The following is a 25,338-nucleotide window of genomic DNA, read 5'->3' on the forward strand; positions in this document are numbered from 1 at the left end:
GTCATCCATCAGTGACAGCAGATATATGACCGACATCTCGACAGTCCGTCTCGGTTTCGTCGGACTCGGCAACATCGCCCACCTCCACTGCGACCGACTCCAGCAAGCGGGTCTCGGCGACATCGTCACTGCGGGTATGGACGTCGACCCTGACGCCCGACAGTCGTTCGCCGAGGCGTACGACGCGACGGTGTACGAGGACCCCGCCGAGCTGTACGCGAACGTCGACGCCGTCCTCGTGACCACGCCGAACAAGTTCCACGAGGAGTACGTCGTCGGTGCGCTCGAATCGGGACTCGACGTGTTCGTCGAGAAACCGCTCGCACACTCGCTCGCGAGCGCCGAACGTATCGCCGCGGCTGCCGCCGACGCACCGGGGTTCTGTATGGTCGGGTTCCACAATCGGTTCGCGAACCCCGTACAGGCCCTCGTCGGGTACGCCGAGGACGGGACGCTGGGCGAGGTGACACACGTCGAAGCCGACTACATCCGCCGCCGCGGCGTCCCGGGACGGGGGTCGTGGTTCACACAGCAACCCATCGCTGGCGGTGGCTCGCTCATCGACATCGGCGCACACGCCATCGACCTCTCGCTGTATCTGCTCGGCTACCCAGACGTGGTCGAAGTCTCGGGCGAGACGCGGGCCCAGTTCGGGACCGACGACGACTACGCGTACGTGACGATGTGGGGCGAAGACCAGGGGGCAGACGAGTTCAGCGTCGACGACTCGGCGAGCGCGTTCATCCGCTGTGCCGACGGGTCGACGGTCACCCTCGAAGTGGCGTGGGCGACCAACCGACCGGACAGCCAGCAGTACTACGTCCGGGGCGACGAGGCCGGCGCGGGGTTGGACCTCGCCGACAGCTCGCTGGAACTGTACGAGACGGCGTCGACCGGTGTGATGCACCACCGGACCAGCGAGATAGAGACTCGTGACGAGGAAGCGCACGCCATCGAACAGCAGCGGTTCGTCGAGGCTGTCGCGGCCGGCGAGCCACCGGAGACGAACACCGTCGAACAGGCGCTGACCGTCCAGCGAGTGATGGACGCCATCTACCGGTCCAGCGAGCAGGGCCGTGCGATATCGCTCGACTAGTCGCCGAATAATGGTGAAGAAAGACTTAATCCCGAGTACTCTCACAGTCCGGTAGGTTATGAAAGCGATTGGTGTGACACGGGACGGTGACGAACCCGAGTTACTCGATATAGAGCGGCCCGAACCGGCCCACGGGGAGGCTCTCGTCAAGACTCTTCGCGTGGGCGTCGACGGCACAGACCACGAAGTTATCGCCGGGGCACATGGTGGGTACCCCGAGGGCGAGGACTACATGATTCTGGGTCACGAGGCGGTTGGTGTCGTCGAGGACCCGAACGGGACCGGACTGGAGGAGGGGCAGGTCGTCGTCCCGACGGTCCGTCGGAAACCCGACGGCGAGACGAACGAGTACTTCCGCCGCGGCGAACCGGACATGGCACCCGACGGCGAGTACTTCGAGCGCGGTATCGTGGGCGCACACGGCTACATGGCCGAGTACTTCACTTCGCCGGCCGATTTCCTCGTCCCCATCGCTGCCGACCTCGCCGAGTACGGCCTGTTCGTCGAACCCGTCTCCATCACCGAGAAGGCGAACGAGCACGCGTTCGCGACGCGCGAGCCGTTCGAGTGGCGGCCCGAGGCGGCCTGCGTGCTGGGTAACGGCTCGCTCGGCCTGCTGACGCTGTGGATGCTGGGTCAGACGTTCGACCGAACGTACTGCGTCGGGCGCCGCGACCGACCGGACCCGACCGTCGACATCATCGAGGAACTCGGCGCGACGTACGTCGACTCCCGGCAGACGTCCGTCGACCAGATTCCCGAAGCCCACGAGTCTATCGACTACATGTACGAGGCCACGGGTTTCGCGCCGCACGTCGTCGAGACGGTCCACGCCCTCGCACCCAACGGCGTCGGTGCCCTGCTGGGTATCCCGGAACCGTGGGACTTCGAAGTCGACGGCGGGTCGCTGCACAACGAACTCGTCCTCCACAACAAGTGCCTCGTCGGGACCGTCAACTCCCACGTCAAGCACTTCGAGTACGCCATCGACACGCTGGAGGACATGCCCGAGTGGTTGCTGGACGACCTCATCACGACGGTCGCCGACCCGGAGAACGTCGCACCGGCCTTCGTCGACGACGACGAACAGATAAAGGCGGTCGTCGAGTTCGACACGCTCTAGTCCCGGCCACTCCCGAACTCCGGCGCGGCCGAGTTTTCACTTGCGATATCATGGTAGGCCAATCCAAATTCCAAGACTTGAGACGCGTAAAGAGCGGAAAATAATTTTACATTTTTCGCTCGGTCGAATTATTCATCCGTATCCGAATTAAGTACTAACCGACAGACTGCGAAGGTACAATTCGCGTTTTCCGGTTGGTGAAATGGGCGCTGTTGTCATACAGAAGTATTAAGTGCGAATCCTCAATAAGGAATGATGAGGTATTGGTGCAACCATGACTGACGACAACTCTGACAAGCGGCTGACAAGGCGTAACGCTCTCCGGATTGCTGGTGCGGCAGGTGCCGCATCGCTCGCTGGCTGTGGTGGCGACGGCGGCAGCGGTGGCGACGGCGGCAGCAGTGACGGCAGCAGCGGCGACGGCAGCAGCAGCGACGGTGGCAGCGACACGACCACGCAGACCAACACCCTCGAAGTCGCCCACTGGTGGGGCGAGGGTGACGGGAACGCGGCCATCAACGCGCTGTTCGAGGGCTTCAAGGAGGCCTACCCGAACGTCGCGACGGACGACAACCTCGTCGCCGGTGGGGCAGGGAGCAACCTGCAGACCAACATCCGGACACGTGTCCAGAACGGGAGCCACCCGAGTACGTGGCAGCAGTGGCCCGGCAAGGCGCTCATCCCGTTCACCGACGCGAACCTCCTCGAGGACATCGAGGAGTCCGTCTGGAGCCAGAACGGCATGAAAGACGCCTACCTCGGTGGCGTCAAAGAGGCGGCACAGCCGGCCGGTAACTACGTCACCGTCCCGCTGAACATCCACCGTATCAACAACCTGTTCTACAACGTCAGCGTCATCGAGGACGCCGGTGTCGACCCGTCTTCGCTCGAGACGCCGTCGGACGTGACGGACGCCCTCGCGGCCGTCTCCGACGCGGGCTACACCGGGATGGCCCACCAGACCGGTTCCGCGTGGTCGACGGTCCAGATGTTCGCGACCATCTTCCTCGGCCTCACCGACGCCGACACCTACAACGCGACGTGGGTCGAAGGCAACATCGAGGCCAACCGCGACGCTATCGCGAACGCCCTCGACATCGTCCGCGAGTACAGCGAGTACTACCCGAGCGACGCCGGGTCCATCTCCTGGACCGAGGCCAACTCGGGCGTCATCAACGGCGAGACCGGCTTCATCCACCAAGGTGACTGGGCCGCTGGCACCTACGTCGGCACGGACGGCTTCGAGTACGGCGAAGACTGGGACCAAATCACCTTCCCCGGCACCGAGGGGAACTACATGCTGAACATGGACTCGTTCCCGTACCCGACGGCCAACCCGTCGCCGGACGCGACGACGAAGTGGTGCCGCTACTGTGGGACCACCGAGGGCCAAGAGCTGTTCAACCCCAAGAAGGGGTCCATCCCACCGCGCACGGACGCGAACACGGAGCCGTTCAACGCGTTCTCGCAGGACCAGATCGAGGACTTCGGCAACTCCGACGCACAGCCCCCGTCCCTCCAGCACGGGCTGGCTGTCAAGCCGTCGGTCAAGTCCGGCGTCGGCTCCGCGATAAGCGCACTCATCACTGGCTCCTCGAACGACGAGGTCATCAGCCAGATTGTGGACGCCTACAGCAACCTGTAAGGCCGTCTCGAACCGCGATTCTTTCGGCGCAGCCCGGATAGCGATAGGTATATACGTTATCCTGCGGGGGCTTCAGACGGTACAGGTCTGGGAGTGCCCAGCCAGCATCGAAAGATTACAAACAGCAGTAACTCAATGGGGAAGTAAGCGATGGCAGGTCTGACACTCGACAACGTAACGAAGATATTCGACGACGACGGCGAGGAAATCGTCGCTGTCGACGATGTCTCGATAGATATCGCCGACGGCGAGTTTCTGGTACTGGTGGGCCCGTCCGGGTGTGGGAAGTCCACGACGCTCCGGATGATAGCGGGCCTCGAACAGATATCGGAGGGCGAAATCCGACTTGGTGAGTCGGTGATGAACGACGTCCCGCCGACCAAACGGGACGTGGCGATGGTGTTCCAGTCCTACGCCCTCTACCCGCACATGACCGTGCGTGAGAACATGGCCTTCGGGCTGGAGGAGTCGACGGACATGCCCGACGACGAAATCGACGTGCGGGTCGAAGAGGCCGCGGAGCTACTCGGCATTCCCGAGCTTCTGGAGCGACCGCCCAGTGACCTTTCTGGTGGGCAGCAACAGCGCGTCGCACTGGGCCGGGCAATCGTCCGGGACCCGGCGGTGTTCCTGATGGACGAACCGCTGGCGAACTTAGACGCCAAACTGCGGGCGGAGATGCGTACCGAACTCCAGCAACTGCAGGAGGACCTCGGCGTGACGACGGTGTACGTCACCCACAATCAGGTCGAGGCGATGACGATGTCCGACCGGGTGGCGATTCTCAACGACGGCGTCCTCCAGCAGTGTGCGACGCCGCTGGAGTGTTACCACCAGCCGAACAACCTGTTCGTCGGTGGCTTCATCGGTGAGCCGTCGATGAACTTCTTCGACGTGGAACTGCGAGGGTCGACGCTCGTGGCCGACGAGTTCGAGTACGAACTCTCCGAGGCGACAGTTGCGTCTCTCGGTGGGGAGACGGACCTCGTCCTCGGTATCCGGCCGGAGGACGTGTCGCTGAAGTCCGCTGTCGAGTCGAACCACGACTACCGTACCGTGGTCGACGTCGTCGAACCGATGGGCGACGAGAACGTCGTCCACCTCGTCTTCGAGGGGAGCGAAGTGGACGAGGACAACCTCTTCACCGCCGTGTTGGACGGGATGAAGAGCGTCGACTCGAAGCAGACCCTCGTCGCTGAGTTCCCCGAGGAGGCCATCCACCTGTTCGACAGGCACTCCGGAGAGGCGCTCCGAAACCGCGAACTCGAAGCCGCCGAGTCGCCGCCCATGCGGTAGCGCGGCGATAGCCGAACTTCTTTGTAGTCGAGCGGAGAACGCCGTCGTATGTCCAGTGACGACCTGGAGGCGTCACTCGAGCAGGTCATTGCACGCTTCAATCTCGGCGAGTACGAGATTGCGGCGTATCTGGCCGTCCTCCAACACGGCGAACTGACAGCCTCTGAGATATCGGAGAACACCGATATCCCGCAGCCTCGAGTGTACGACACCGTCCGAAGTCTGAGCGACGTCGGCCTCGTCGAACTGAAGGAGTCCCGGCCGATGAAGGTCCTCGCCATCGACCCCAGGGAGGCGTTCGGCGACATCCAGGACTCGCTCGACGACCTCGTCGACGACCTCTCGACGCGCTACACCGCGCCGGCCCGTGAACCCGAAGCCGTCTCGCTCGTGAAGTCCCGGCCGACCATCCTCCGGTATCTCGACGACATCATCGAGACGGCGGAGTACGAACTGACGCTCTCGTTGACGCCGTCGCTACTGGACCGGTTCGAGTCACAGCTCGCCGACCGGCGCGATTCCGGCATCGCCATCGAGATTCTCCTCTCGCCGTCCTCGGAGGCCCCCGACCCGGAGACGTTCGACTACCACTCCGTGGCGACGACGGTCAAGGGACGCCGCGGCATCACGACGCCGGTGGTCGCCGTCGCCGACGGGAACTACTCCATGTACGCGACCCGGGAGTCCATCCGTGGCGACACCGACCGCTACGGCGTCATCTTCAACCGCTCGGAACTGGGCTTCCTCGTCTCCGGGTTCCTCAACACGGTCCTCTGGACCACCGCGGAGGTCATCGCCTCGGACGGCATGGAACTCCCGTTCCCGCGTCGGTACGGAACGATTCGCCGGTGTATCTCCGACCTGACGACACTCGACGGCGAGTTCTACGCCACCATCGAGGGTCGTGACGTGATGACCGGTGACCACTGGGTCGCTCAGGGGAAGGTAGCGGAGGCCTCGTTCGGCCCCAACCGGGAGATAGCGACGCTGGTCGTCGAAACCGCGGACGGCCCCGTCGACGTGGGCGGACAGGTGGCGGCCTACGAGGACATCGAAGCCTACGAGATACAGATCGGTCGGGACGAGCCACCGACTGCCTGACGGGTGAAAGGACAATGAGTGCGTGGGCGCGTGCCCACGACGGGACGGAGCGGCGACCCGCTGGTCGCCGCGTGTCGGTCGCGTAGATGCCGCGTGGCGGCGGCATCGTCAGCGGGGACGCTGTTTCGGGCAGACAGCATGTGTACTCCTCGCCAGTACAACAAAAAGGTGCGAGTATCTCCGAGCGGAACTCTCCACAGGGCGTTCGTCGACTCACGTTGCGCGGAACGGTCCGACGGTAATGGAAACCGATATGTGTTTTCGATTTCACTACTGAGTCGTACGAATAATGGCCTCGGACTCGCTCGTTCGGTACGTCGGTTCGTCCACGGTTCGGTCCGACGTCGTCGACGCACTCTGTGAGCGGCCGGGGCCGACGGACGTACTGCTGGCCGCAGTGGACGCGAGTGAGTCGGCAGTCTACGAGGCGCTGTCGAACCTCGACGACAGAGGGGTAGTGACCGAGACGCCGGACGGGTGGCGGCTGACCGGGGCCGGACGTCTCGTCGGCGATACGCTGGAACGACAGCGAGCGACGGACAGACTCATCGCGGCGAACGAGACGTACTGGGAACGCCACGACACCAGCGTCCTGCCGCAGTCTTTCCGATGCCGCCTCCCCGAACTGGGAGCCTACGATGTGAAAGAGCGTGCAGAACACGACCTCATGGGTCTCGTCCCGTGGGTGGTCTCGAAAGTCGAGGCCGTCGAGAGTTGCGAGATAGTGTCCCCGATGTATCACCGGGAGTATCAGGAGGTGATGCCCGACAACGCCGACTCGCGACTCGTCGTCGGGCGGCAGGTCGTCGACGACGTGTTGCTGGAGATGGACGACGGGCCGTACTCGCGGAGCTACGAGGAGACGCCGGTCCGCGTCTCGTCGGTGCCGTTCGCCCTCGGCGTCTCCGAGGAGTGGGTCATCCTCACGCTCCCGGACCACGACGGCGACTGGCCGGACGCGAAAGTGTTCTCGACGGCGGAGACGGCCGTCCAGTGGGGTCGGGAACTGTTCGACGCCGTCTGGCAGGACGGGACGCCGATGGCGACCTACCTGTCGGAGTAGGAGATTTTGGCGAACCTAAAAATTCAAGAGGCGTGAGCAGAGAGTGGTCTGTAATGAGTACACAGCAACCCGCCGCGGAGCGCTCGTCCGAGTATACGTTCGACGATTTGGCGGTCGTGATGGGCACGTACAACGAGGCCGAAGCTATCGGGACGGTGCTCTCGGACATCGACGAGGTGACCGACGGCCGGGCGGAGGTCGTCTGCGTCGACGGGTCGAGCGACCGCACGCCGGAGATAGCCCGCGACCACGGTGCCACCGTCGTCGAACAGGAACCACAGGGGTACGGCGTCGCCGTCCGCGAAGCCGTGCTGACCCCGGACCGGCCGGTCGTCGTCACGACCGACTGTGACGACACCTACCCGATGGAGCGACTCCCCGACTTCCTCGCCGAGATAAACGACGGGGCGGACGTCGTCAGCGGCGACCGCCTCTACTACGGCGCCGACGAGATGCCCGGGATGAACAAACTCGGCAACGAACTGTTCGCACTCCTCGCGAGCGTCCTCATGGGCGAACGCGTCCACGACACGACGACCGGGATGCGTGCCTATCGGCGTGACGTCGTCCAGAAGATTCGGTGGACGGAGAACACGGGCCTGTCGGCGGAACTGCTGATGCGGCCGCTGATGCGTGGGTACGACGTGCGTGAGCGCCCCATCGAGTACGACGAGCGGAAGGGCGAGACGAAACTCGACCCGTTCTCGGGCGGCCTCGAAATCGCGGGCTCCATCGTCCGCGTCGCTCTCGAAGAGCGGTTCCGGTAGCTCTCCCGGCGGACGAGTCGCCTACTCGCGGCGACGATACGGCCGCCCCGACCCTTCCCGTCAGTCCCGACTCGGGTCAGCCGTCGCGCTCACCGTCACGTTCAGGTCGATGTCGTACTGGTAGCTGTCCGGGACGTGCGCCGCCCGTCCCTCGCACCGCTGTTCCGTCCAGCATACTTCCAGCCGTGGCGTGAGCGTTCGCACCTCGTCGGTCTCCCGGTCGACGGGGAGTTCCACCCGGTACTCGTACCCTGCACCGGTGCCGTAGTCCACGAACGCGACGAGTGTCACGGTTCCGCGGTCGGGCGTGGGAACGGCGACGGTTTCGTTCAACTCGGCCCCTCGAACTCGCGTGCTCTGGGCATCGGTCACCAGACGGAGGGAGAGTGGGTCCGTGCCGTCGACCGCGGCCGTAACGGACCAGTCCCCGTTCGTGAGACGGACCGACGCGAGGCGCGCCGGGGCGGGGGCCGCTGCGTCGACGGTCGTGACTACCGTCCCGGCCTCGACGAGGCGGACCCGCTGGATTTTCGGTTCGACTGCCTGTCCGCGGTAGGGTTCCCACTCGCCTCGGTAGTCGTAGCGGTAGTACCGACGGTCGGGGTAGCTGTCGACGACCGCGAACTGCCGGTTTTGCATCGCGTACACCGTCTCGCCGTCGAACTCGGGGCCGTTGCGGAGGTACTGGAACGGGTGGTTCAGCCAGTCGCCGTGTGGCGTCGGGAGGAAGACGACGCCGTTCGACAGGTCGCGGTCCTCGAAGGGCGCGTAGGCCCGTTCGTACTGCTGTGTGACGGTGTGGTTGTCCCGGAGCGGTTCCGCGGCGGTCGTCACGGCCGCGGCACCGCCGACCGTCGCACAGACGAGCGCGACCGCGAGGAGTACTGGACGGACGTGCTGTGACGGGACACGGACTTCGACCAGCGTCCGGAGCCTATCGGCGGCCCACAGCACGCCGACGGCACCGAACGCGACGGCGGGGACGAGCAGGTCGACGTGGTAGAACGGGCCGAGAAAGCGGACTAGCCCGTCCGTCGGGTCCGACAGCGAGCCGAGCATGTTGACCGTCCCCCAGAAGTAGAGGTTCCCGAGCGGGACGGTCAGGAAGACGCCGCCGAGCGCCAGTTGCCGAGCGTCGAACCCGCGTCTACTGACGGCGACGACGCCGACGGCGGCCGCCAGCGTCCCGAGCGGTCCGGCGACCAGCCACCGCGTCGCGAACGTCCAGAGGAGTTCGCCGTTGGCCGCGAGCGAGAGTGCCGGCGTGAACTCCCGGGAGTACCCCAGAATCGACCGCTCGCCGAACCCGAGTCCGTCGTTCGGGGCGAACGCCTGATACGGGAACACGAACGGGTCCCCGGTGGTGAGCGTGTTGTAGGTCACCGCCAGCATGACGCCGCCGAGACCGAAGGCGGCGGTGAGGCCCACCCGTTCGACGACTGGCCGTCGGAGCGTTCGACACGACCAGAGCGCGTGGCAGACGAACGGCGTCGCGAACAGCACTGCGGTGTACGGTCGCGTGAAGAAGGCGACGCCGACACAGGCACCCGCTATGGCGGCGGTGGGCCGGTTCCCGGTCCTGTCCGCGTGGAGGTAGCTCGCGGCGAACCCGAGGTTCCAGAACGTCGCCGGAACGTACGAGAGGAACACCGAGGCGTCGACGAGGAACAGCGGTGAGGCGAGCGTGAGGACGGTCGCGACGACGCCGGTCCGCGCGTCGAAGGTCTCGCGAACGGTGTGGTAGGTCCCGACGAGGACGCCGGCGGCGACGACCCCCAGCGTGATACGGTAGCCGCCGAGCAGTTTCCCGGCGGCGAACATCGCGGCCGGGACCGGCGTGTACTTCGGATAGAGGCCCCGCTCGCTCTCGACGAAGAACCAGGGACGGAAGACGTCCTCGACCGGCGGGCGGAGGAATAGCTGCCCCTCCAGCAACATCGCGGCCTGCTGGAGATAGACGGCCTCGTCGTGGTTGCTCGTGTGGTACGGGAAGACGAGATGCGAGAGCGCGAAGACGACGAGTCCGCCAAGCAGCGCGACGACGGCGGCCTGGACCCGCGGCCGTCGCAGCAGGTTCATTCAGCTGGATACCACGCCAGCTGATGGTCGGCGACGAGGTCGACTTCGACCGGTTCGCCCGCGTCGAACGTCTCGACGTGGTTGTGCATACAGTGAACCACGTCGCCGCTGTGGAGCTCCACCCGATAGACGAACGACGGGCCGTTGTACTGCCGGTGGACGACGTATCCGTCGGCGGTCGATTCGTTGGTCGGCGTCGCGCGCAGGTCGTCGGGCCGGACGAGCACGCCCACCGTCGCACCGTCGTAGGCCTCGACGGAGCCGTTCAGACGCTCCAGCGGGAACGTCCCCAGGGCCGTCTCGACGCCGTCCTCGGTGACGCGCCCCGAGAGGAAGCTCGCCTGCCCGAGGAAACTCGCCACGAAGCGGCTCTCCGGGTTCTGGAACACCGTGGCCGGGTCGCCGACCTGTTCGACGGTCCCGTCGTTCATTATCGCCACCCGGTCGCTGATGGAGAGGGCCTCCTCCTGGTCGTGGGTGACGGAGATGGCGGTGACGCCGGCACGTTTCAGTATCTTCCGGACCTCCTCACGCATCTCGACGCGCAGGCGGACGTCGAGGTTCGAGAACGGCTCGTCCAGCAGGAGGACGTCCGGCTCGGGTGCCAGCGAGCGGGCCAGCGCCACCCGCTGTTGCTGCCCCCCCGAGAGGTTGCTCGGCATCTTGTCGTGGTGGTCGGTGAGGTCGACTAAGTCGAGCAGTTCGTCCACACGCTGTTCGGTCCCGGCCTCGTCGTGGTCGGTCAGTCCGAAGGCGACGTTCTCGGCCACCGAGAGGTGGGGGAAGAGGGCGTAGTCCTGAAAGACGATTCCCACGTCCCGCTGGTCGGGCTGTCGGAATGCGTCCCCGCCCTCGCCGGTGACCGTCTCGCCGGCGATCGAAATCGACCCGTCGGTGGGCCGTTCGAGCCCCGCGAGCAGGCGGAGCGTCGTCGTCTTCCCGCACCCGGAGGGACCGAGCAGCGTGAGGAGTTCGCCGTCTTTGACCGACAGCGAGAGGTCCTCGACGGCAACCTCCTGACCGTAGTCCTTCGTGACGCCGTCCATCTCCAGGACGATCCGTTCGGGGTCCTCGACGGCCGCTTCGACCGTATCGAAGTCCGAGACGTACTGTTCTGGTTGTTGGTGTGCCATCTTATCGACGCTCCTGTGGTCGGCCAGTGGACCCAGCCGGGCGAGCCTGCCGTCGTCGCTCGTCTCCGACTGTGGCCACCAGCCGGATGTACGTAACGGAATCGGGGCGCCGGTGACCGCTGTCGGCGAGACGGCGGGCGGCGGTCACGCGTCCGGCCCCCGCTGGTAGCTCTGTGTCCCGCCGGGGTGGCCCTGCGGGTTCTCGATGCCGACGAGTTTCCCGCCGGTCGGGGAGGCGTACAGCGCGAACAGCAGTTCGTTGACGACGAAGTACCGCACCCGCTGTGTGTCAGACCCATCGGGGTCCGGCTCCACTGTGTCGGCGTTCATCCGTCGCAGTGCCTGTTCCCGCGTCGCGGGGGCCAGCGTCGCGAACCTGTCGTCGAACCACGCCCGCGCGTACTCGTCGAGATACGCGGCCGCGTCGGCGATGCCGGCCGCGTGGTCCGGCCGGTCGCGCGCTCGCCCCCTGACGAAGCGGCGGACGAACTCGCCGACACCGGACACCTCGTCGGGGTAGAGCACCTCGGCCGCCGCAGCGAGCGTCTCGAACTCGCTCTCGTCGAGTGAGTCCGACGACGCTGACTCCTCGGTGGTGTCACCGCTCTCGTCGTCGGTGGCGAGGAGAACGGCACCGCCCCCGCCCACTGCCACGCCGGCCGCCGACAGGGCCGCGAGCGCGTCCCGACGACTCAGTTCCATATCGGATCTCTTAGGTGAGCCTAAACTTATGGATTGCGCTCGATGGCAGTCAGGTTCGTCTCGACGAAGACGCCGTCGGGACCAGTCCCGGGCACGTACGCGGCCGCACCGCCGCAGGCACGGGCGCTCCGGCACCGCTCGATACGGGGAGTGAGCGCCCGCACCCGGTCGTCCTCGGCGTCCACAGGGAGGTCGAACCGGTAGGCGAAGCCGCTCCCGCCCCCGTAGTCGACGAAGACGGTCGTCCGGACCGTCTCCCTGCCGTCGACGTCCAGCGTCTCGTTCTGGAGGGGGCGCACCTCGCCACGGAGCCTCGCCCCGTCGTCGTCGACGAGGAGCGCGAGCGAGACGTTTTCGCTGGGGTCGGGCACCACGTAGTACGCGCTCCTGCCGTCGACGCCGACCCGCACCGTGACGCCGACGGCGCCGTCGGGGATGCCCACGGTCGTCCGCAGTTCGACCCGCTCCCCGTCGACGTCGCGGACCCGCTGGAGGTAGGCGTCGCTCGGCGACCCGGCGTAGGGTGCCCAGGCCCCGCGGTAGACGTATCGGTAGAAGCGACGGTCGGGGAACGCGTCGTGGACCGCGAACGGTTCGTCGTCGATTGCGTAGACTGTGTCGCCGTCGTACCCCGGGTCGTTGCGGAGGTACTGGAACGGGTGGTTCAGCCAGTCCCCGTATGGGTCCGGCAGGAGGACGACCGCGTCGTCGGGTGGGCCGTCCTCGAACGGTTCGTACGCGTCCTCGTAGGTCCGGGTCACCTCCATGTTCTCGGAGAGCGGGGCGTCGATGTTCTGGGCGGTAACTCCGCCCAGCACGCCGGTGCTCAGGAGGACGAGCGCGGCCAGAACCACGCGTGCCGACCGTCGACTGTTCCGGGCTTCGACGGCCCGGAGGCCGCCGAGCGCGCCGCGAGCGGCGAAGGCCGCGGTCGGGACGAGCAGGTCGAAGTGGTAGTACGGGCCGAGCGCGGAGACGAGTCCGTCGCCCGCTCGTTCGAGGTCGCCGAGGATGTTGAAGTTCCCCCAGAAGTAGACGTTCCCCGCCGCGACGCTGAGGGCGATGCCCGCGACGACCGCCTGACGGGCGGTGAGCCCGGCCCGCACGGCGAGGGCGACACCGAGGGCAGCGAGGCCAGCGCCCAGTAGCCCGCCGGTGACCCACTCGGTGAAGAACAGTTCGAGGACCAGTCGGTTCGCCCGAAGGGCCAGTTCCGGGGTGTAGACGACCTCGTGTGCGAGAATCTCCCGGTGACCGAAGCCGAGGCCGTCCTCGGGCGCGAACGCCTGGTACGGGAACAGGAACGGCGAACCGGTCACGACGGCGTTGTACCCGAGCGTGAGCAGGACGCCGGTCGACCCCAGCACCGCCGTCGTCGCCTGCCGGGGGAGTGAACCCCAGAGGTCCCGCCAGAGCGTCCAGCAGGCGTGGACGATGAACGGCGCCGCGAACAACACCGCGGTGTAGGGTCGCGAGAAGAAGGCGAGACCTATCGCCGCACCCGCCACGCCGGCGAAGCGCCGGTCGCCGGTCCGGTCGGCGACGAGGTAGGCGTAACCGAACGCGAGGTTCAGCAACGTCGTCGGTGCGTACGGGAGGAACACCGAGGAGTCGACGAGGAACAGCGGCGACGCGAGGACGAACGCGCCCGCGAGGAGACCGGTCCGGCGGTCGAAGACCTCCCGGACGAGGCCGACGACGCCGAGGACGTTCCCCGCGGCGATGGCGACCAGCGCCACGCGGTACCCGCCGAACAGTTTCCCGACGGCGAACATCGTCGCCGCCACGGGCGCGTACTTCGGATACATCCCGTTCTCGCTCTCGACGAAGAACCACGGCCGGAACGCACCCTCCACGGGCGGCCGGAGGAACAGTTGCCCCTCCAGGAGCATCGCGGCCTGCTGGAGGTACACCCCCTCGTCGTGGTTCAGCGAGTGGTAGGGGAACACCTCCGTCGTGAGGAACGCGACGGCGACGGCGGCCAGCACGCCGAGTGCGGCCGTCGCCAGCCGACCCCATTCGAGTTCAGTGAAGCGGGCCATCGGTGGTCGTCAGTCCGTCCGCTGTTCCTGTGCGAGGATGACTGCCATCGAGAGACCAGAGACGACGACGAGGACGAGCGCCGGCACGGCGGCAGCGCCGTACAGCCCGGCCTCCTGGACCCGCCAGATGTACGTCACGAGGGTGTCGAAGCGGAGTGGCCGCAGAATCAGCGTCGCCGGGAGTTCCTTCATCGTCGTGAGGAAGACCAGCGCCGCGCCCGTCGCGATACCCGGGAGTACCAGCGGCAGCGTCACCGACCGGAACGTGCTCGCCCGGGACCGACCCAGGACGCGGGCCGCCTCGACGAGGCCCGTGTCGACCTGAAGCCGGGAGGTCCGAATCGAGCCGATGGCCTGTGGCATGAACCGGACCACGTAGGCGAACACCAGTAGCGGGAGCGTCTTGTACAGCGCCGGGAGGACGTCGAGACTGAAGCTCACCAGCGCGATGGCCAGTACGATGCCCGGTGCGGCGTAGCCGACGTAGGGCGCACGGTCCGCCAGCGACGCCAGTCGGGAGTCGGACGTGGCCGACCGCAGTCCGATCGGGACTGCCACGAGGACGGCACCGGCGGCGGCCAGCAGCGCCACGTAGACGGAGTTCAGCCCGTACGACCACGAGAAGGCCATCGACCCGCTCGCGTAGCCCGGCCCGCTGCGGAGGAACCATATCCCGAAGATGGCGATTGGCAGCAGGATGGCCACCAACCCGACGAGCGCGGGCAGCAGCGCCGCCGGATAGCGCCACAGGCCGAGGTCGAGATCGAACGCGCCGCGGTTCCCGCTGCTACCGTAGGCCCCGGAGTCGTCGGCGCCGACCCGGGACTCCAGCGCGAGAACGACGGCCGTCACCGCGAACAGCTCTAACGACAGCAGGGCGGCGTAGTCTCGCATGAACGCGTTGTAACGGGCGTAGATGAACTGCGTGAACACTTCGACGCGCATGATGTTCGGCGTCCCGAAGTCCGAGAGCGTGTACAGCGCGACCAGCAGCGCCCCGGCGGTGATGCCCGGCAGTATCTGTGGCAGCGTGACGCGCCGGAACGCTTCCCACCGACTCGCGTTGAGCGTGCGCGCGGCCTCGACGAGCGAACCGTCCAGCGACAGCAGCGACGCCCGCGTCGTCAGGAAGACGTACGGATAGGTGTACAGCGTGAGGACGACGGTGGCACCGACGAACCCGTAGATGGTCGGAATCTGCTCGACGCCCAGTGGCGAGAGCACGTCGGCCAGCGCTCCCCGGGGACCGAACGCCGAGACGGCGGCGAAGGCACCGAGGTAGCTCGGAATCGCGAGAGGGAGGGCTGCGACGACCGTCCAGAAGCGACCGAACGGGAGGTCGCCCTGGACCGTCAGGACCGCCAGCGGGACGCCGACGACGACGCTTCCGGTGGTGACGGCACCGACGAGGGCGACGCTCCGGACGAGCACCTGGAGCGTCTGCGGGGCCACGGTGAGCGAGAGCGCACGCGAGCCGAGCCCGAACACGTCGACGACGAGCCAGCCCAGCGGGACGACGAGGGCGGCCGCGACGGCCGCCGAGAGCAGCGTCAGTCCGCGACCGACCGCCGTCGACTCGTCGTCGAGGGCACGCGTTCTGACCGCCGCGACACGCTCCCTGACCTTCATCCGAGGACGTTCGCCTCGCGCATCAGTTCGAGGGTCGGTTCGAGGTCCGAGAGCTCCGAGAGGTCGATGTCCGGCGGGCTCAGTTGGTCGATGGACGGGAGGCCGCCGACCGGCTGGACGCCCGGAATCATCGGGTACGCGAAGCTGACGGTCGTGAAGAACTCCTGGGCCTCCGCCGAGAGCAGATGTCGGACGAAGTTGTTGACGAGTTCGGCCTTCTCGGTACCGTCGATGCGGAGCGCGCCGGCGACGTTGACGAGCGCGCCCGCGTCACCCTCCGTGAACGCGAGGTCGATGGGGGCGTTCGGCCGCTGGTCCTGGACCCGCAGCGCGTAGTAGTGGTTCGCGAAGCCGGCGTTGAGCGCGCCGTCGGCGACCTGATTCGAGACGACGAACTCGTTGGGGTACTGCTCGGTCCCGGCCTCGCGCATCGAGACGAGCCACTCTCTGGTCGCCTCGGGGCCCCGAAGCAGGCGCATCGCCGTCACGAAGGACTTGAACGCGCCGTAGGTCGGGGCCCAGCCCATCGTCCCACTAAGCGCGTCCGTGTTCGGGAACTGGGCGACCTTGTTCGGGATGTCGCTCTCACTGAGTTCGTCCGTGTTGTAGGGGACGCTGCGGGCACGACCGGCGACGCCGACCCAGGCGTTGTCCGAACCCCGGAAGCCGGACGGGACGGGACTGACGACGTCGTCCGGAAGCGGTTCGTAGGCGTCGTTGTCGGCGACGAACCCGAGTGAACTGGCGTCGATGGACCAGAACACGTCGGCCTGGGGCGAACCGGCCTCGACCTCTTCGACGACTGTCTGTGCCAGCGACGAGGAGGACGCACTGCTGGCGAACACCTGAAACTCGGGATATATCTCCTGGAGCATCTCCACGAACTGGAAGTAGATGCCCCCTTCGCCGCCACCGATGTAGAGGTTCAGCGACCCCGAGAGGTCCGGTAGTTCCTCGATGGAGGTGCCGCCCGGTGCGGGGCGCCCCTCGACGAGGGTCCCGGACCCGCGGAAGGCGGACAGCGACGGAATCTCGACGTCGGCACCCTGCTGAGCGGCGCCGCCGTCGCCCCCGCCGTCTCCACCGCCGAAAAGCGAGTTACAGCCCGCGAGCGCCGTCGCGGCCGTGGCCCCGCCGAGTGCGAGGAACCGACGTCGGGACGACTTCGACCCGGTACGAGCGGAAGTGTCGTTGGCGTCATTCATTGTTTTGGTGTAGGTTTAGGCATACCTAAATGGTTTGTGCTTTAGTCGTCGGCAGCCGCCGGTACGGGCTCTGTCTCGGCCGTCGCCAGTGCGTCGAGGCAGTCCAGCCAGTCGAGCATGAACTCCCCGCAGTAGTTGAGGAACGCGCCGTTCTCCCAGTCCTCGTAGTCGCCGTCTGCGAGGCGTTCGCCCATCGCCTCGAACACCTCGGCGTAGGAGTCGGCGTCGTCGCCGACGGCGTCTATCTCCTCGTAGACGTGCTCGTTGAGTTCGAGGCCGTGGACCTCGTTGGTCAGGTCGGAGAACGTCGAGCGCGGTGCCTTGTTGTGCTCACAGAGCGGGTCGCCGTTGTAAATCTGCTTGCCCAGCACGTCGCAGGCTCGCTTGAGGAACAGGCCCGACCAGATGTCGTCGAACCGACCGACGTCCCACTCGTTGTCGTCCATCGGCAGCTGGTAGAACGCCGGGACGACCTCCCGCCGGAAGGCGAGGTTCATGGAGCAGACGGTGAGGTAGTTCCCCTCGGCGGCGACGAAGTCGCCGTCGAAGTCCGCCGCCTCGGTCCGGGTCTGGGCCTGTCCCTGCAGGTCGCCGTCCATCAGGATTCGCACGGCATCGAGGTCGGGGACGTTCGTCCACAGGCCCTGCGAGGCCACCACGTCGTCGACGTGGGTGGTCGCCGTCTCGACGGACTCGTCCATCGCCGCGTAGGGGTAGCCGCGGGGGTAGAGGCCGTGGTCGTCCTCGTTCTGGTAGAGGACGTTCACCCAGTCCTCGTCGGAACTGACGGTCTCTATCTCGCCCTCGAAGGCGAGGTTCTCCATGTGCGTGCCGAAGAAGTCGACGTCCTCGTGGGGCAGCGTGTCGTCGTCGATGAACACGCCGTACTCGAAGTCGTTGGCCCAGAGGTACAGCAGGCCGAAGGAGGTCTGTGCGTGACTGGCCGCGGGAATCAGGTGGTCGTACTCCGCGACGTCCTGCTTCTCGAACCACGCCTCGCGTGCCTCCCCGTCGAAGACGGCCCCGGAGACACCCTCCTCGTCGAGCATCTCGGCCATCGCGTCCGTGTCACAGAAGTCCTCTGTGACGAGGACGACGAACAGGCGGTCTAAATCGAACCCGTGGGCGCGGGCGTTCTCGAAGTACTGTCGCATGCACTCGTGGTTCCGTATCGTCGGCACCACGACACAGATGTCTTCGCTCATCGTACCAGACGTTCTTTAGGGCGGCCTAAAGAAACTGGCGTTATCGGCCGGTGTCGACTGAGACCCGCTTAGGCCCGATTTACTTCCCACGTGAGTCTGTAACTGGGGCGTCACGATGGCAACGCCACCCAAGGTGATTATATTCACGCGACGGCGATTAAAGGCGTCTAAGGCGAACTATTATTTGGCTGTGCTTTGGCCTCCTAGTGAGAGATGAGTGCATCAAGCAACGGGGGTCACGTCGCAGAACCATGAACCTCGACAACCAGACCTGCGTGGTCACAGGGTCGTCACGCGGCATCGGACGCGGCATCGCGAAGGACCTCGGTCGACAGGGAGCGAACGTCGTGGTCAACTACCGCTCTTCCGAGGCCGAAGCACGGGCCGTCGTCGAGAGCATCCGTGAGGAGGGTGGCGAGGCCATCGCCGCACAGGCCGACGTCGCGAAACCCGACGAGGTGCGGGCCATGCGCGAGAAGGTGGCCGACGAGTTCGGGCCAGCGGACGTCCTCGTCAACAACGCGGGCATCACCATCGACAAGAAGTTCGAGAACATGACCCGCGAGGACTGGGACACGGTCATCGAAGTCAACCTCGGCGGTGTGTTCAACTGCACCGACGCGTTCTACGACGACATCAAGGGGGCCGAACACGGCCGTCTCATCAACATCTCCAGCGTCGTCGGTCAGCAGGGGAACATCGGGCAGGCCAACTACGCGACGACGAAGTCGGGCCTGTTCGGCTTCACGCGGACGCTCGCACTCGAACTCGCACACACGGGGTCGACGGCCAACTGCGTCGCCCCGGGGTTCGTCAAGACGGACATGCTGGAGGAAGTCCCGGAGCGTGTACAGGAGAAGATTCTCCGCGAGATTCCGCTGGACCGCTTCGCCACCGTCGAAGACATCGCGGGCATCGTGCGGTTCGTCGCCAGCGAGGAGTCCAGTTACATGACCGGACAGGTACTCGGCGTCAACGGCGGGATGGAGTGGTAATATGAGTCAACAGGAAGAACCAGACGAGGACGAGACGGCGTCCGACCCGGTCGAGGAACTGCGCGAGAAACGGCGGCAGGCCGAACTCGGCGGCGGCGAGGCGCGCATCGAGGCCCAACACGAGAAGGGCAAGATGACCGCTCGCGAGCGCATCGACTTCCTCGTCGACGACGGGTCGTTCAACGAAGTCGACCCGTTCGTCGAGCACCGCTCGACCAACTTCGGGATGGAGGAGAAGCGCTACGCCGGCGACGCCGTCGTCACGGGGTACGGCGAAGTCGACGGCCGGAAGGTGTTCCTCTTCGCGCACGACTTCACCGTCCTCGGGGGCTCTGTCGGTGAAGTCGTCGCCGACAAGATCTGCAAGGTGATGGACAAAGCCATCGAGAACGGCGTCCCCGTCATCGGCCTGAACGACTCCGGTGGCGCACGGATTCAGGAAGGCGTCGACTCGCTGGTCGGCTTCGCGAAGATCTTCGAGCGCAACACGAAGGCGAGCGGTCTCATCCCGCAGATTTCGGCCATCATGGGACCGTGTGCCGGCGGCGCGACGTACTCGCCGGCGTTGACGGACTTCACGTTCATGGTGCAGGACACCAGCCACATGTTCATCACCGGGCCGGACGTCATCGAGACGGTCACCGGCGAACAGGTGTCGAAGGAGGAACTCGGCGGTGCCAGTTCCCACTCCACGAAGTCCGGGGTCGCCCACTTCTCGTACCCCTCCGAAGAGGAGGTACTGGAGAACATCCGCCGCCTCCTCTCGTACCTCCCGCAGAACAACATGGAGGACCCGCCGCGGGTCAAACCGTGGGACGAACCGGACCGCGAGGTGCCGGAGGTCACCGACATCGTCCCGTCGGCCCCGCGCAAGCCGTACGACATGTCGAAAGTCGTCGGGCGCATCGTCGACGAGGAGTCGTTCTTCGAGGTCCACGGCAACTGGGCGCGCAACGTCATCACCGGCTTCGCGCGGATGGACGGCCAGTCGGTCGGCGTCGTCGCGAACCAACCGCGAGTGAGCGCCGGGACGCTCGACATCGACGCCGCCGAGAAGGGCGCGCGCTTCGTCCGGTTCTGTGACTCGTTCAACATCCCCATCCTCACCTTCGTGGACGTCCCCGGGTTCATGCCCGGCACCGACCAGGAGCACAACGGCATCATCCGCCGCGGTGCGAAACTCATCTACGCCTACGCCGAGGCGACGGTGCCGCTGCTCTCGGTGGTCGTCCGGAAGGCCTACGGTGGCGCCTACATCGTCATGTCCTCGAAGTTCCTCGGGAGCGACGTCAACTACGCGTGGCCGGGGTCGGAGATGGCCGTCCTCGGGCCGCGCGGGGCCGTCAACATCCTCTACCGCAAGGAGATAGCCAACGCGGACGACCCCGACGCCAAGCGACAGGAACTGATGGACGACTTCCGCGAGGAGTTCGCCCACCCCTACGGCCCGGCCAAGCGCGGCTACCTGGACGACGTCATCGAACCGAAGGACACGCGTAAGCGCCTCATCGACGACTTGGACCTCCTCCAGCGCAAACGCGAGGACACGCCACCAAAAGACCACGGTAACATCCCACTCTGATGTCGTCCCTCGAATCGTCCGAAGCTACTGAACCGTCCGCCGACGAGGACCCCGAGACGGTGGCGGTCACCGTCGAAGAGGGTGAACTGACCGTCTCGATACCCGACGACGCGACGGCCTCGGAGGCGGCGGCCGTCACCGCCGCCGTCGGCGCGCACATCACGGACCGACAGCGTGCGGCCGCCGCGGCCGCCGCAAGCGAGCAGCCAACCGAGTACGTCGACGCGTGGAAACTGGCCGGTCGGCTGGAGCGGTTCGGAAGACGGCGTCGCCCGGCGGACGTCGAACGGGGCGACGAGTGGAGCGCGGCGGCGCGGGCACGCTACTGATTACGCGAACTGTTCTAGGACTTCGAGGTCGCGAGCGGTCTTCATGAACTCCGCGAGGCGCCGTTCTTGGCCGCAGTCTTTGCACGAGAACGTCGAGTCGGGGGCCGAGAGGTCGGCGACGTTTGCTTCCCAGTTCGCCTCACACTCGGGGCACTGCAGTTGGATCCAGGCCTCCTGCATAGAGGAGTCTGGACAGGGCGACGTGATATACTTTGTGCGGATTGCCACCGCCCGACAACGTACCCGGTCGATGATTTAGGCCCTCCTAAAGATAGGAACCTTTATCACAATTAGGCTGGCCTAAACCAATATATGGACCGTCGTGACTTCGTGAAGACGGGCGGTATCGCACTCACAGGACTCCTCGCTGGCTGTTCCTCTGGCGGCAGCGAGTCGAACGAATCGACCACGGAGAGCGGAACGACCGAGTCGTCGACGGAGACGACGACCGAGAGCAGTTCCTACTCGGTCTCGATGGAACCGATGGGCGAGGTGACGTTCGAGTCCGTCCCGGAGAAGTGGATCGCCTACGACGGCGCCTACGCCGACATGGCCGTCGCGCTCGGACAGGCCGACGGCATCACGGGCATCGGGTACGCCGCCCGATACTACACCTACGTCTACGACGAACTCGACGGCGTCAGCGTCTCACGGTCGACGCTGAAAGAGAACGAGCTGCTGGGCGACACCATCCCGAAAGAGCCGTTCTACGCGCTCGACAACGACGTCCATCTGATGGACCCGAACATGCTCGTCAACTGGTTCGGCTGGTCCGAGAGCGACGTCGAGGAGATTCGCGAGAACGTCGCGCCGTTCTTCGGGAACCTCAACTTCCGCCGCGAGGACGAGTGGCACGACTACCGGTACTACACGATGTACGAGGCCTTCGAGAAACTGGCCCACCTGTTCCAGGAGACCGAGCGCTACGAGCAGTTCTCGTCGTTCCACGACGAGTTCATCACGGAGGTCCAGACACAGCTCCCGTCGGCCGGCGAGCGACCGAACGTCCTGCTGACGTACGCGGGTGCGAACGAACCCGAGCAGTTCTCGCCCTACCGCATCACCGACAAGGGGACCAGCAAGAAGCAGTGGCACGACCTCGGCGTCGGCGACGCGCTCGCCGGGACCGGTATCGACGGGCTGAGCACCTCGGACCGCGGCAAAATCGACTACGAGGCGATGCTGGAAATCGACCCCGACGTGCTGATGGTCAGAGGGCACGAGCGCAAGTCCGCGGAGGAGTTCCGCGACACCGTGCTGGCCCACATGAAAGACCACGACGTGGCGAGCGAACTCACCTGCGTCCAGAACGGTCGCGTCTACCGCGGTGGGTTCATCCATCAGGGACCGATACAGAACCTCTTCCTCACCGAACGCGCCGCCCAGCAACTGTTCCCCGATACGTTCGGCGAGGTGACGAGCGACGAGACGCTGTTCGACCGCGGTCGCGTGTCCGATATCGTAAACGGGAACTTCTGAAACCGAGACTCACTACCAGATGACCCACGAGTCCCACGGCGACGGCGGGGCCGGCCGCGACAGCCTGAGCGGCGTCGCAGACGGCTGGCGCACCCTGCTCGACCGCCAACTCGGACTCCTCGCTCTCGGGAGTGCCGTCGTGTTCGTCGTCGCGTCGTTCCTCCAGCTACGGTACGGGTCGTACCCGATGACGCCGGCGGAGGTGTTCGCCGGGCTGACCGACCCCGCTATCGTCACGGACCCGCGGGTGCTGGCCGGCCTCTTGCTCGGTGGCGAGTTCCCGGACGTCGCCAACACGACGCTCATCATCTGGAAGATACGGCTCCCGCGCGTCCTCGTGGGCGTCATGGTCGGTGCCAACCTCGCCGTGGCCGGTGCCATCTTTCAGGCGGTCACCCGGAACGAACTCGCCAGCCCGTACGTGCTCGGCGTCTCGGCCGGGGCGGGGCTGGCGGTCCTCGTCGTCCTCATACTCGTGCCGGTCCTCTCGTCGTACCTCCCGTTCGTCGCCGCGGCCGGCGGCACGGCGGCGTTCCTGCTCGTCTACGCCATCGCGTGGCAGAACGGGACGAGTCCGGTCCGGCTCATCCTCGCCGGCATCGTCGTCGCGACCATCGGCCAGTCGCTCCAGACCGGCCTGTTCTTCTTCGCGGGCAACACCGGCGTCGTCCAGACCGCGCTGTCGTGGCTGACGGGGTCGCTGACGGGGACGAGTTGGAGCGAGGTGCGACTCGCGCTCCCGTGGACGGTCCTCGCGCTCGCGCTCGCACTGGCGGGGTCGCGGCAACTGAACGTCCTCCTGCTCGGCGAACAGGCCGCGAGTTCGCTCGGGATGCGCGTCGAACGGGTCCGGTTCGGACTCTCGGCGCTGGCCATCGCCGCGACGGCCATCTCCGTCGCCGTGGCCGGCCTCGTCGGCTTCGTCGGCCTCGTCGTCCCCCACCTCGTGCGTAACATCGTCGGCACCGATTACCGCCGACTCGTCGTCGGATGTGTCTTCGCCGGGCCGGCGCTGGTGACCGCCGCCGACGTGGGTGCGCGCCTCGCGCTCTCGCCCATCCAGCTTCCGGTCGGTATCGTGACCGGGTTGCTCGGTGGGCCGTACTTCCTCTACCTGATGCGTAAACAACGACAACTCGGTGAGCTCTGATGCAGACGCCCGACACGAACGACGCGACGACGGACTCGGACGAACAGCCAGCCGAGAGCGCCGTGGTCGGGTCCGACCTCGAAATCGGCTACGCGAGTACCGACGAACCGGTCGTCACCGTGGACCGCATCGACGTGCCACGGGGCGAGATAACGGCACTGGTCGGGCCCAACGGCAGCGGGAAGAGCACGCTGTTGAAGACGCTCGCCCGGCAACTGGGCCCCGACGAGGGAGAGGTGTTGCTGGAGGGCGAGGACATCCAATCCTACGACCAGAAGGCGCTGGCCCGCGAACTGGGCCACCTCTCACAGGAGAACGACGCGCCCGAGACGGTCACGGTGGAGAACCTCGTCGCCCACGGTCGCTACCCGTACCGGGGGTTCTTCGAGTCCCTGGGGGCGTCCGACGCCGAGGCTATCGACCGTGCCATCGACCTCGCGGGCGTCGAGGACCTCCGGGGAGAGCCGGTCGGAAACCTCTCCGGCGGGCAGAAGCAGTTGGTGTTCATCGCGATGGTGCTGGCCCAGGACACCGACGTCCTCCTGCTCGACGAACCGACGACGTTCCTCGACTTGCACCACCAGCTGCGGGTCATGGAGACGGTGACGCGGCTCAACGAGGAACGAGACGTGACCGTCGTCGTCGTCCTGCACGACATCGCGCAGGCGGCGCGGTTCGCCGACTACCTCATCGCGCTCGACGACGGGAGCGTGTACGACTGGGGGCCGCCGACCGACGTCGTGACCGAGGGACTTCTCTGTGACGTGTTCGACGTCGAGGCGGCGGTGCGGTACACGCCCGACCCCGAGATAGTGCCGAAGCGGTCACTGTGACATGGTGGGGCGCACGCTCGCGGACATTCGGGCGCGCATCGAGGAGTTGAGCGTCGCCGTCGGCCCCTATCGCGTCCGCAGCGCTCGGACCGGGGACTCGCCGGTCCCGGTGACCGGCACGCAGTTCCCCGACAGAGAGACTGCGGCGGAGGCCGCGAGCGTCGCGACCGCCTACCGCACCGCGCTCCGGCGGTACGACCCGCACGTCGCCGTCCACGGCCTCGTCGTCTCCCAGACGACCGCGGCGTCGACGGACACGGTCACCGTGTCGCAGTCGCTGCCGGCGTACTGTCACCGGGTCGCCGCCGCGCTGTTCGAGACGCTCTCGACCCGGTACGGGCGCGTCGAACGCCGAGTCATGGACACGTACCTCGACGCCGCGGAGACGACCGAGGACAGGAGTCGGCTCTGCCTGTCCATGCTCGAGAGTACCGCGACGGCAATCGACGAGTTGTTGACGCCGGACGAGCAGGCGACCGTCCTCGCTGCCGCCGCCGGCAGGCTCCCCCGGCAGTCGACCGACGACCGGCCGCTTCGGGGGACGCTCACCACACTCCGGTCCTGTGACCTCGTCCGGTCGTTCAGCGTCGACCCGACGCCGGCCCACCGAGCGGGCCAGTACCGGGTCACGCTCACGGGCTATCGGCCGTCGCTCGACGGCGGGCGCTGTCCGGTCCTGCCCGTCGCCGTGGAACTGCTCCGGCGGACCGGCGTGCCGCCGGCTATCGTCGCCGCCGAACGGTTCGACGACGGGTGGCGACTCGACGTGTCGACGGTCGGGACGCCAACGAGTACCGGCCTCGCCGTCGCACCCGTCGCGTAGTATCGTCTCAGTCAGTTGGTGGGACCGTAACGAATACACTACCCCCCCGAGTGTGGCCACA

General features: G+C 66.4%; 22 protein-coding genes. 14 read left to right on the plus strand and 8 right to left on the minus strand.

Annotated elements, in window-relative coordinates:
• Positions 1–25 precede the first annotated feature (25 nt).
• From EGH21_RS09500 to EGH21_RS09530, 7 genes are all read left to right on the plus strand, one after another.
• On the plus strand, positions 26–1,096 hold the full coding sequence (locus EGH21_RS09500; protein WP_220618240.1) for a Gfo/Idh/MocA family protein: 1,071 nt from the start codon (positions 26–28) through the stop codon (positions 1,094–1,096).
• Positions 1,097–1,154: 58 nt separating this feature from the next.
• Positions 1,155–2,219, plus strand: a complete 1,065-nt coding sequence (locus tag EGH21_RS09505) for a glucose 1-dehydrogenase (protein WP_220618241.1) — start codon at positions 1,155–1,157, stop codon at positions 2,217–2,219.
• A gap of 274 nt (positions 2,220–2,493) precedes the next feature.
• On the plus strand, positions 2,494–3,864 hold the full coding sequence (locus EGH21_RS09510; RefSeq protein WP_220618242.1) for an ABC transporter substrate-binding protein: 1,371 nt from the start codon (positions 2,494–2,496) through the stop codon (positions 3,862–3,864).
• Between the two features lie 150 nt (positions 3,865–4,014).
• Positions 4,015–5,160, plus strand: coding sequence for an ABC transporter ATP-binding protein (locus tag EGH21_RS09515; protein WP_220618243.1), 1,146 nt, complete (start codon positions 4,015–4,017; stop codon positions 5,158–5,160).
• A 48-nt stretch (positions 5,161–5,208) separates the two neighbouring features.
• Positions 5,209–6,261: an HTH-type sugar sensing transcriptional regulator TrmB gene (gene trmB / locus EGH21_RS09520; RefSeq protein ID WP_220618244.1), complete on the plus strand. Its 1,053-nt coding sequence runs from the start codon at positions 5,209–5,211 to the stop codon at positions 6,259–6,261.
• A 289-nt stretch (positions 6,262–6,550) separates the two neighbouring features.
• Positions 6,551–7,324, plus strand: coding sequence for a helix-turn-helix transcriptional regulator (locus tag EGH21_RS09525; RefSeq protein ID WP_220618245.1), 774 nt, complete (start codon positions 6,551–6,553; stop codon positions 7,322–7,324).
• Between the two features lie 53 nt (positions 7,325–7,377).
• The gene (locus EGH21_RS09530) at positions 7,378–8,091 is read left to right on the plus strand and encodes a dolichyl-phosphate hexose transferase (RefSeq protein ID WP_220618246.1); all 714 of its coding nucleotides are present in this window, start codon (positions 7,378–7,380) and stop codon (positions 8,089–8,091) included.
• A gap of 60 nt (positions 8,092–8,151) precedes the next feature.
• Here the strand turns inward: EGH21_RS09530 and EGH21_RS09535 are convergent, their stop codons facing one another.
• From EGH21_RS09535 to EGH21_RS09565, 7 genes are all read right to left on the minus strand, one after another.
• A complete protein-coding gene (locus tag EGH21_RS09535) occupies positions 8,152–10,170 on the minus strand; it encodes a DUF7846 domain-containing protein (RefSeq protein WP_220618247.1) in 2,019 nt (672 codons plus the stop codon).
• The gene (locus EGH21_RS09540; RefSeq protein ID WP_220618248.1) at positions 10,167–11,303 is read right to left on the minus strand and encodes an ABC transporter ATP-binding protein; all 1,137 of its coding nucleotides are present in this window, start codon (positions 11,301–11,303) and stop codon (positions 10,167–10,169) included. Before EGH21_RS09540 ends, EGH21_RS09535 begins: the two co-directional genes overlap by 4 nt.
• 144 nt (positions 11,304–11,447) lie before the next feature.
• Positions 11,448–12,005: a gluconate 2-dehydrogenase subunit 3 family protein gene (locus EGH21_RS09545; protein ID WP_220618249.1), complete on the minus strand. Its 558-nt coding sequence runs from the start codon at positions 12,003–12,005 to the stop codon at positions 11,448–11,450.
• A gap of 26 nt (positions 12,006–12,031) precedes the next feature.
• Positions 12,032–14,047: an ArnT family glycosyltransferase gene (locus tag EGH21_RS09550; RefSeq protein ID WP_220618250.1), complete on the minus strand. Its 2,016-nt coding sequence runs from the start codon at positions 14,045–14,047 to the stop codon at positions 12,032–12,034.
• 9 nt (positions 14,048–14,056) lie between these two features.
• The gene (locus tag EGH21_RS09555; RefSeq protein ID WP_220618251.1) at positions 14,057–15,676 is read right to left on the minus strand and encodes an ABC transporter permease; all 1,620 of its coding nucleotides are present in this window, start codon (positions 15,674–15,676) and stop codon (positions 14,057–14,059) included.
• Complete coding sequence (locus tag EGH21_RS09560) at positions 15,673–16,881, minus strand: extracellular solute-binding protein (RefSeq protein ID WP_220618252.1); 1,209 nt, start codon at positions 16,879–16,881, stop codon at positions 15,673–15,675. The genes EGH21_RS09555 and EGH21_RS09560 overlap by 4 nt, the downstream gene beginning before the upstream one ends.
• Positions 16,882–16,922: 41 nt before the next feature.
• Complete coding sequence (locus EGH21_RS09565) at positions 16,923–18,086, minus strand: alpha-1 4-glucan-protein synthase (protein ID WP_220618253.1); 1,164 nt, start codon at positions 18,084–18,086, stop codon at positions 16,923–16,925.
• A gap of 251 nt (positions 18,087–18,337) precedes the next feature.
• Here EGH21_RS09565 and EGH21_RS09570 point away from each other — a divergent pair, with 251 nt between their 5' ends.
• The 3 genes from EGH21_RS09570 to EGH21_RS09580 are packed head-to-tail and all read left to right on the plus strand — an operon-like array spanning position 18,338 to position 20,992.
• A complete protein-coding gene (locus EGH21_RS09570; RefSeq protein WP_220618254.1) occupies positions 18,338–19,081 on the plus strand; it encodes a beta-ketoacyl-ACP reductase in 744 nt (247 codons plus the stop codon).
• Between the two features lies 1 nt (position 19,082).
• The gene (locus EGH21_RS09575; protein WP_220618255.1) at positions 19,083–20,663 is read left to right on the plus strand and encodes an acyl-CoA carboxylase subunit beta; all 1,581 of its coding nucleotides are present in this window, start codon (positions 19,083–19,085) and stop codon (positions 20,661–20,663) included.
• On the plus strand, positions 20,663–20,992 hold the full coding sequence (locus EGH21_RS09580) for a DUF8022 family protein (RefSeq protein WP_220618256.1): 330 nt from the start codon (positions 20,663–20,665) through the stop codon (positions 20,990–20,992). Before EGH21_RS09575 ends, EGH21_RS09580 begins: the two co-directional genes overlap by 1 nt.
• Here EGH21_RS09580 and EGH21_RS09585 read toward each other — a convergent pair whose 3' ends face one another.
• A complete protein-coding gene (locus tag EGH21_RS09585; RefSeq protein ID WP_220618257.1) occupies positions 20,993–21,172 on the minus strand; it encodes a DUF7836 family putative zinc-binding protein in 180 nt (59 codons plus the stop codon).
• Positions 21,173–21,304: 132 nt separating this feature from the next.
• Between EGH21_RS09585 and EGH21_RS09590 the strand changes: the two genes are divergently transcribed.
• From EGH21_RS09590 to EGH21_RS09605, 4 genes are read left to right on the plus strand one after another with little or no spacing between them, the layout of a single operon-like run.
• Complete coding sequence (locus tag EGH21_RS09590) at positions 21,305–22,471, plus strand: ABC transporter substrate-binding protein (RefSeq protein WP_220618258.1); 1,167 nt, start codon at positions 21,305–21,307, stop codon at positions 22,469–22,471.
• A gap of 19 nt (positions 22,472–22,490) precedes the next feature.
• Positions 22,491–23,621 carry a FecCD family ABC transporter permease gene (locus EGH21_RS09595; RefSeq protein ID WP_220618259.1) on the plus strand — a complete coding sequence of 377 codons (1,131 nt, stop codon included), beginning with the start codon at positions 22,491–22,493 and terminating at the stop codon, positions 23,619–23,621.
• Positions 23,621–24,454: an ABC transporter ATP-binding protein gene (locus tag EGH21_RS09600; RefSeq protein ID WP_220618260.1), complete on the plus strand. Its 834-nt coding sequence runs from the start codon at positions 23,621–23,623 to the stop codon at positions 24,452–24,454. The genes EGH21_RS09595 and EGH21_RS09600 overlap by 1 nt, the downstream gene beginning before the upstream one ends.
• A 1-nt stretch (position 24,455) precedes the next feature.
• Entirely contained in the window at positions 24,456–25,277 is an 822-nt protein-coding gene (locus EGH21_RS09605; RefSeq protein ID WP_220618261.1) for a DUF7551 domain-containing protein, read from the plus strand.
• The last annotated feature ends 61 nt before the right edge of the window (positions 25,278–25,338 follow it).

This window comes from Haloarcula rubra (assembly GCF_019599465.1).
Lineage (GTDB): Archaea > Halobacteriota > Halobacteria > Halobacteriales > Haloarculaceae > Haloarcula > Haloarcula rubra.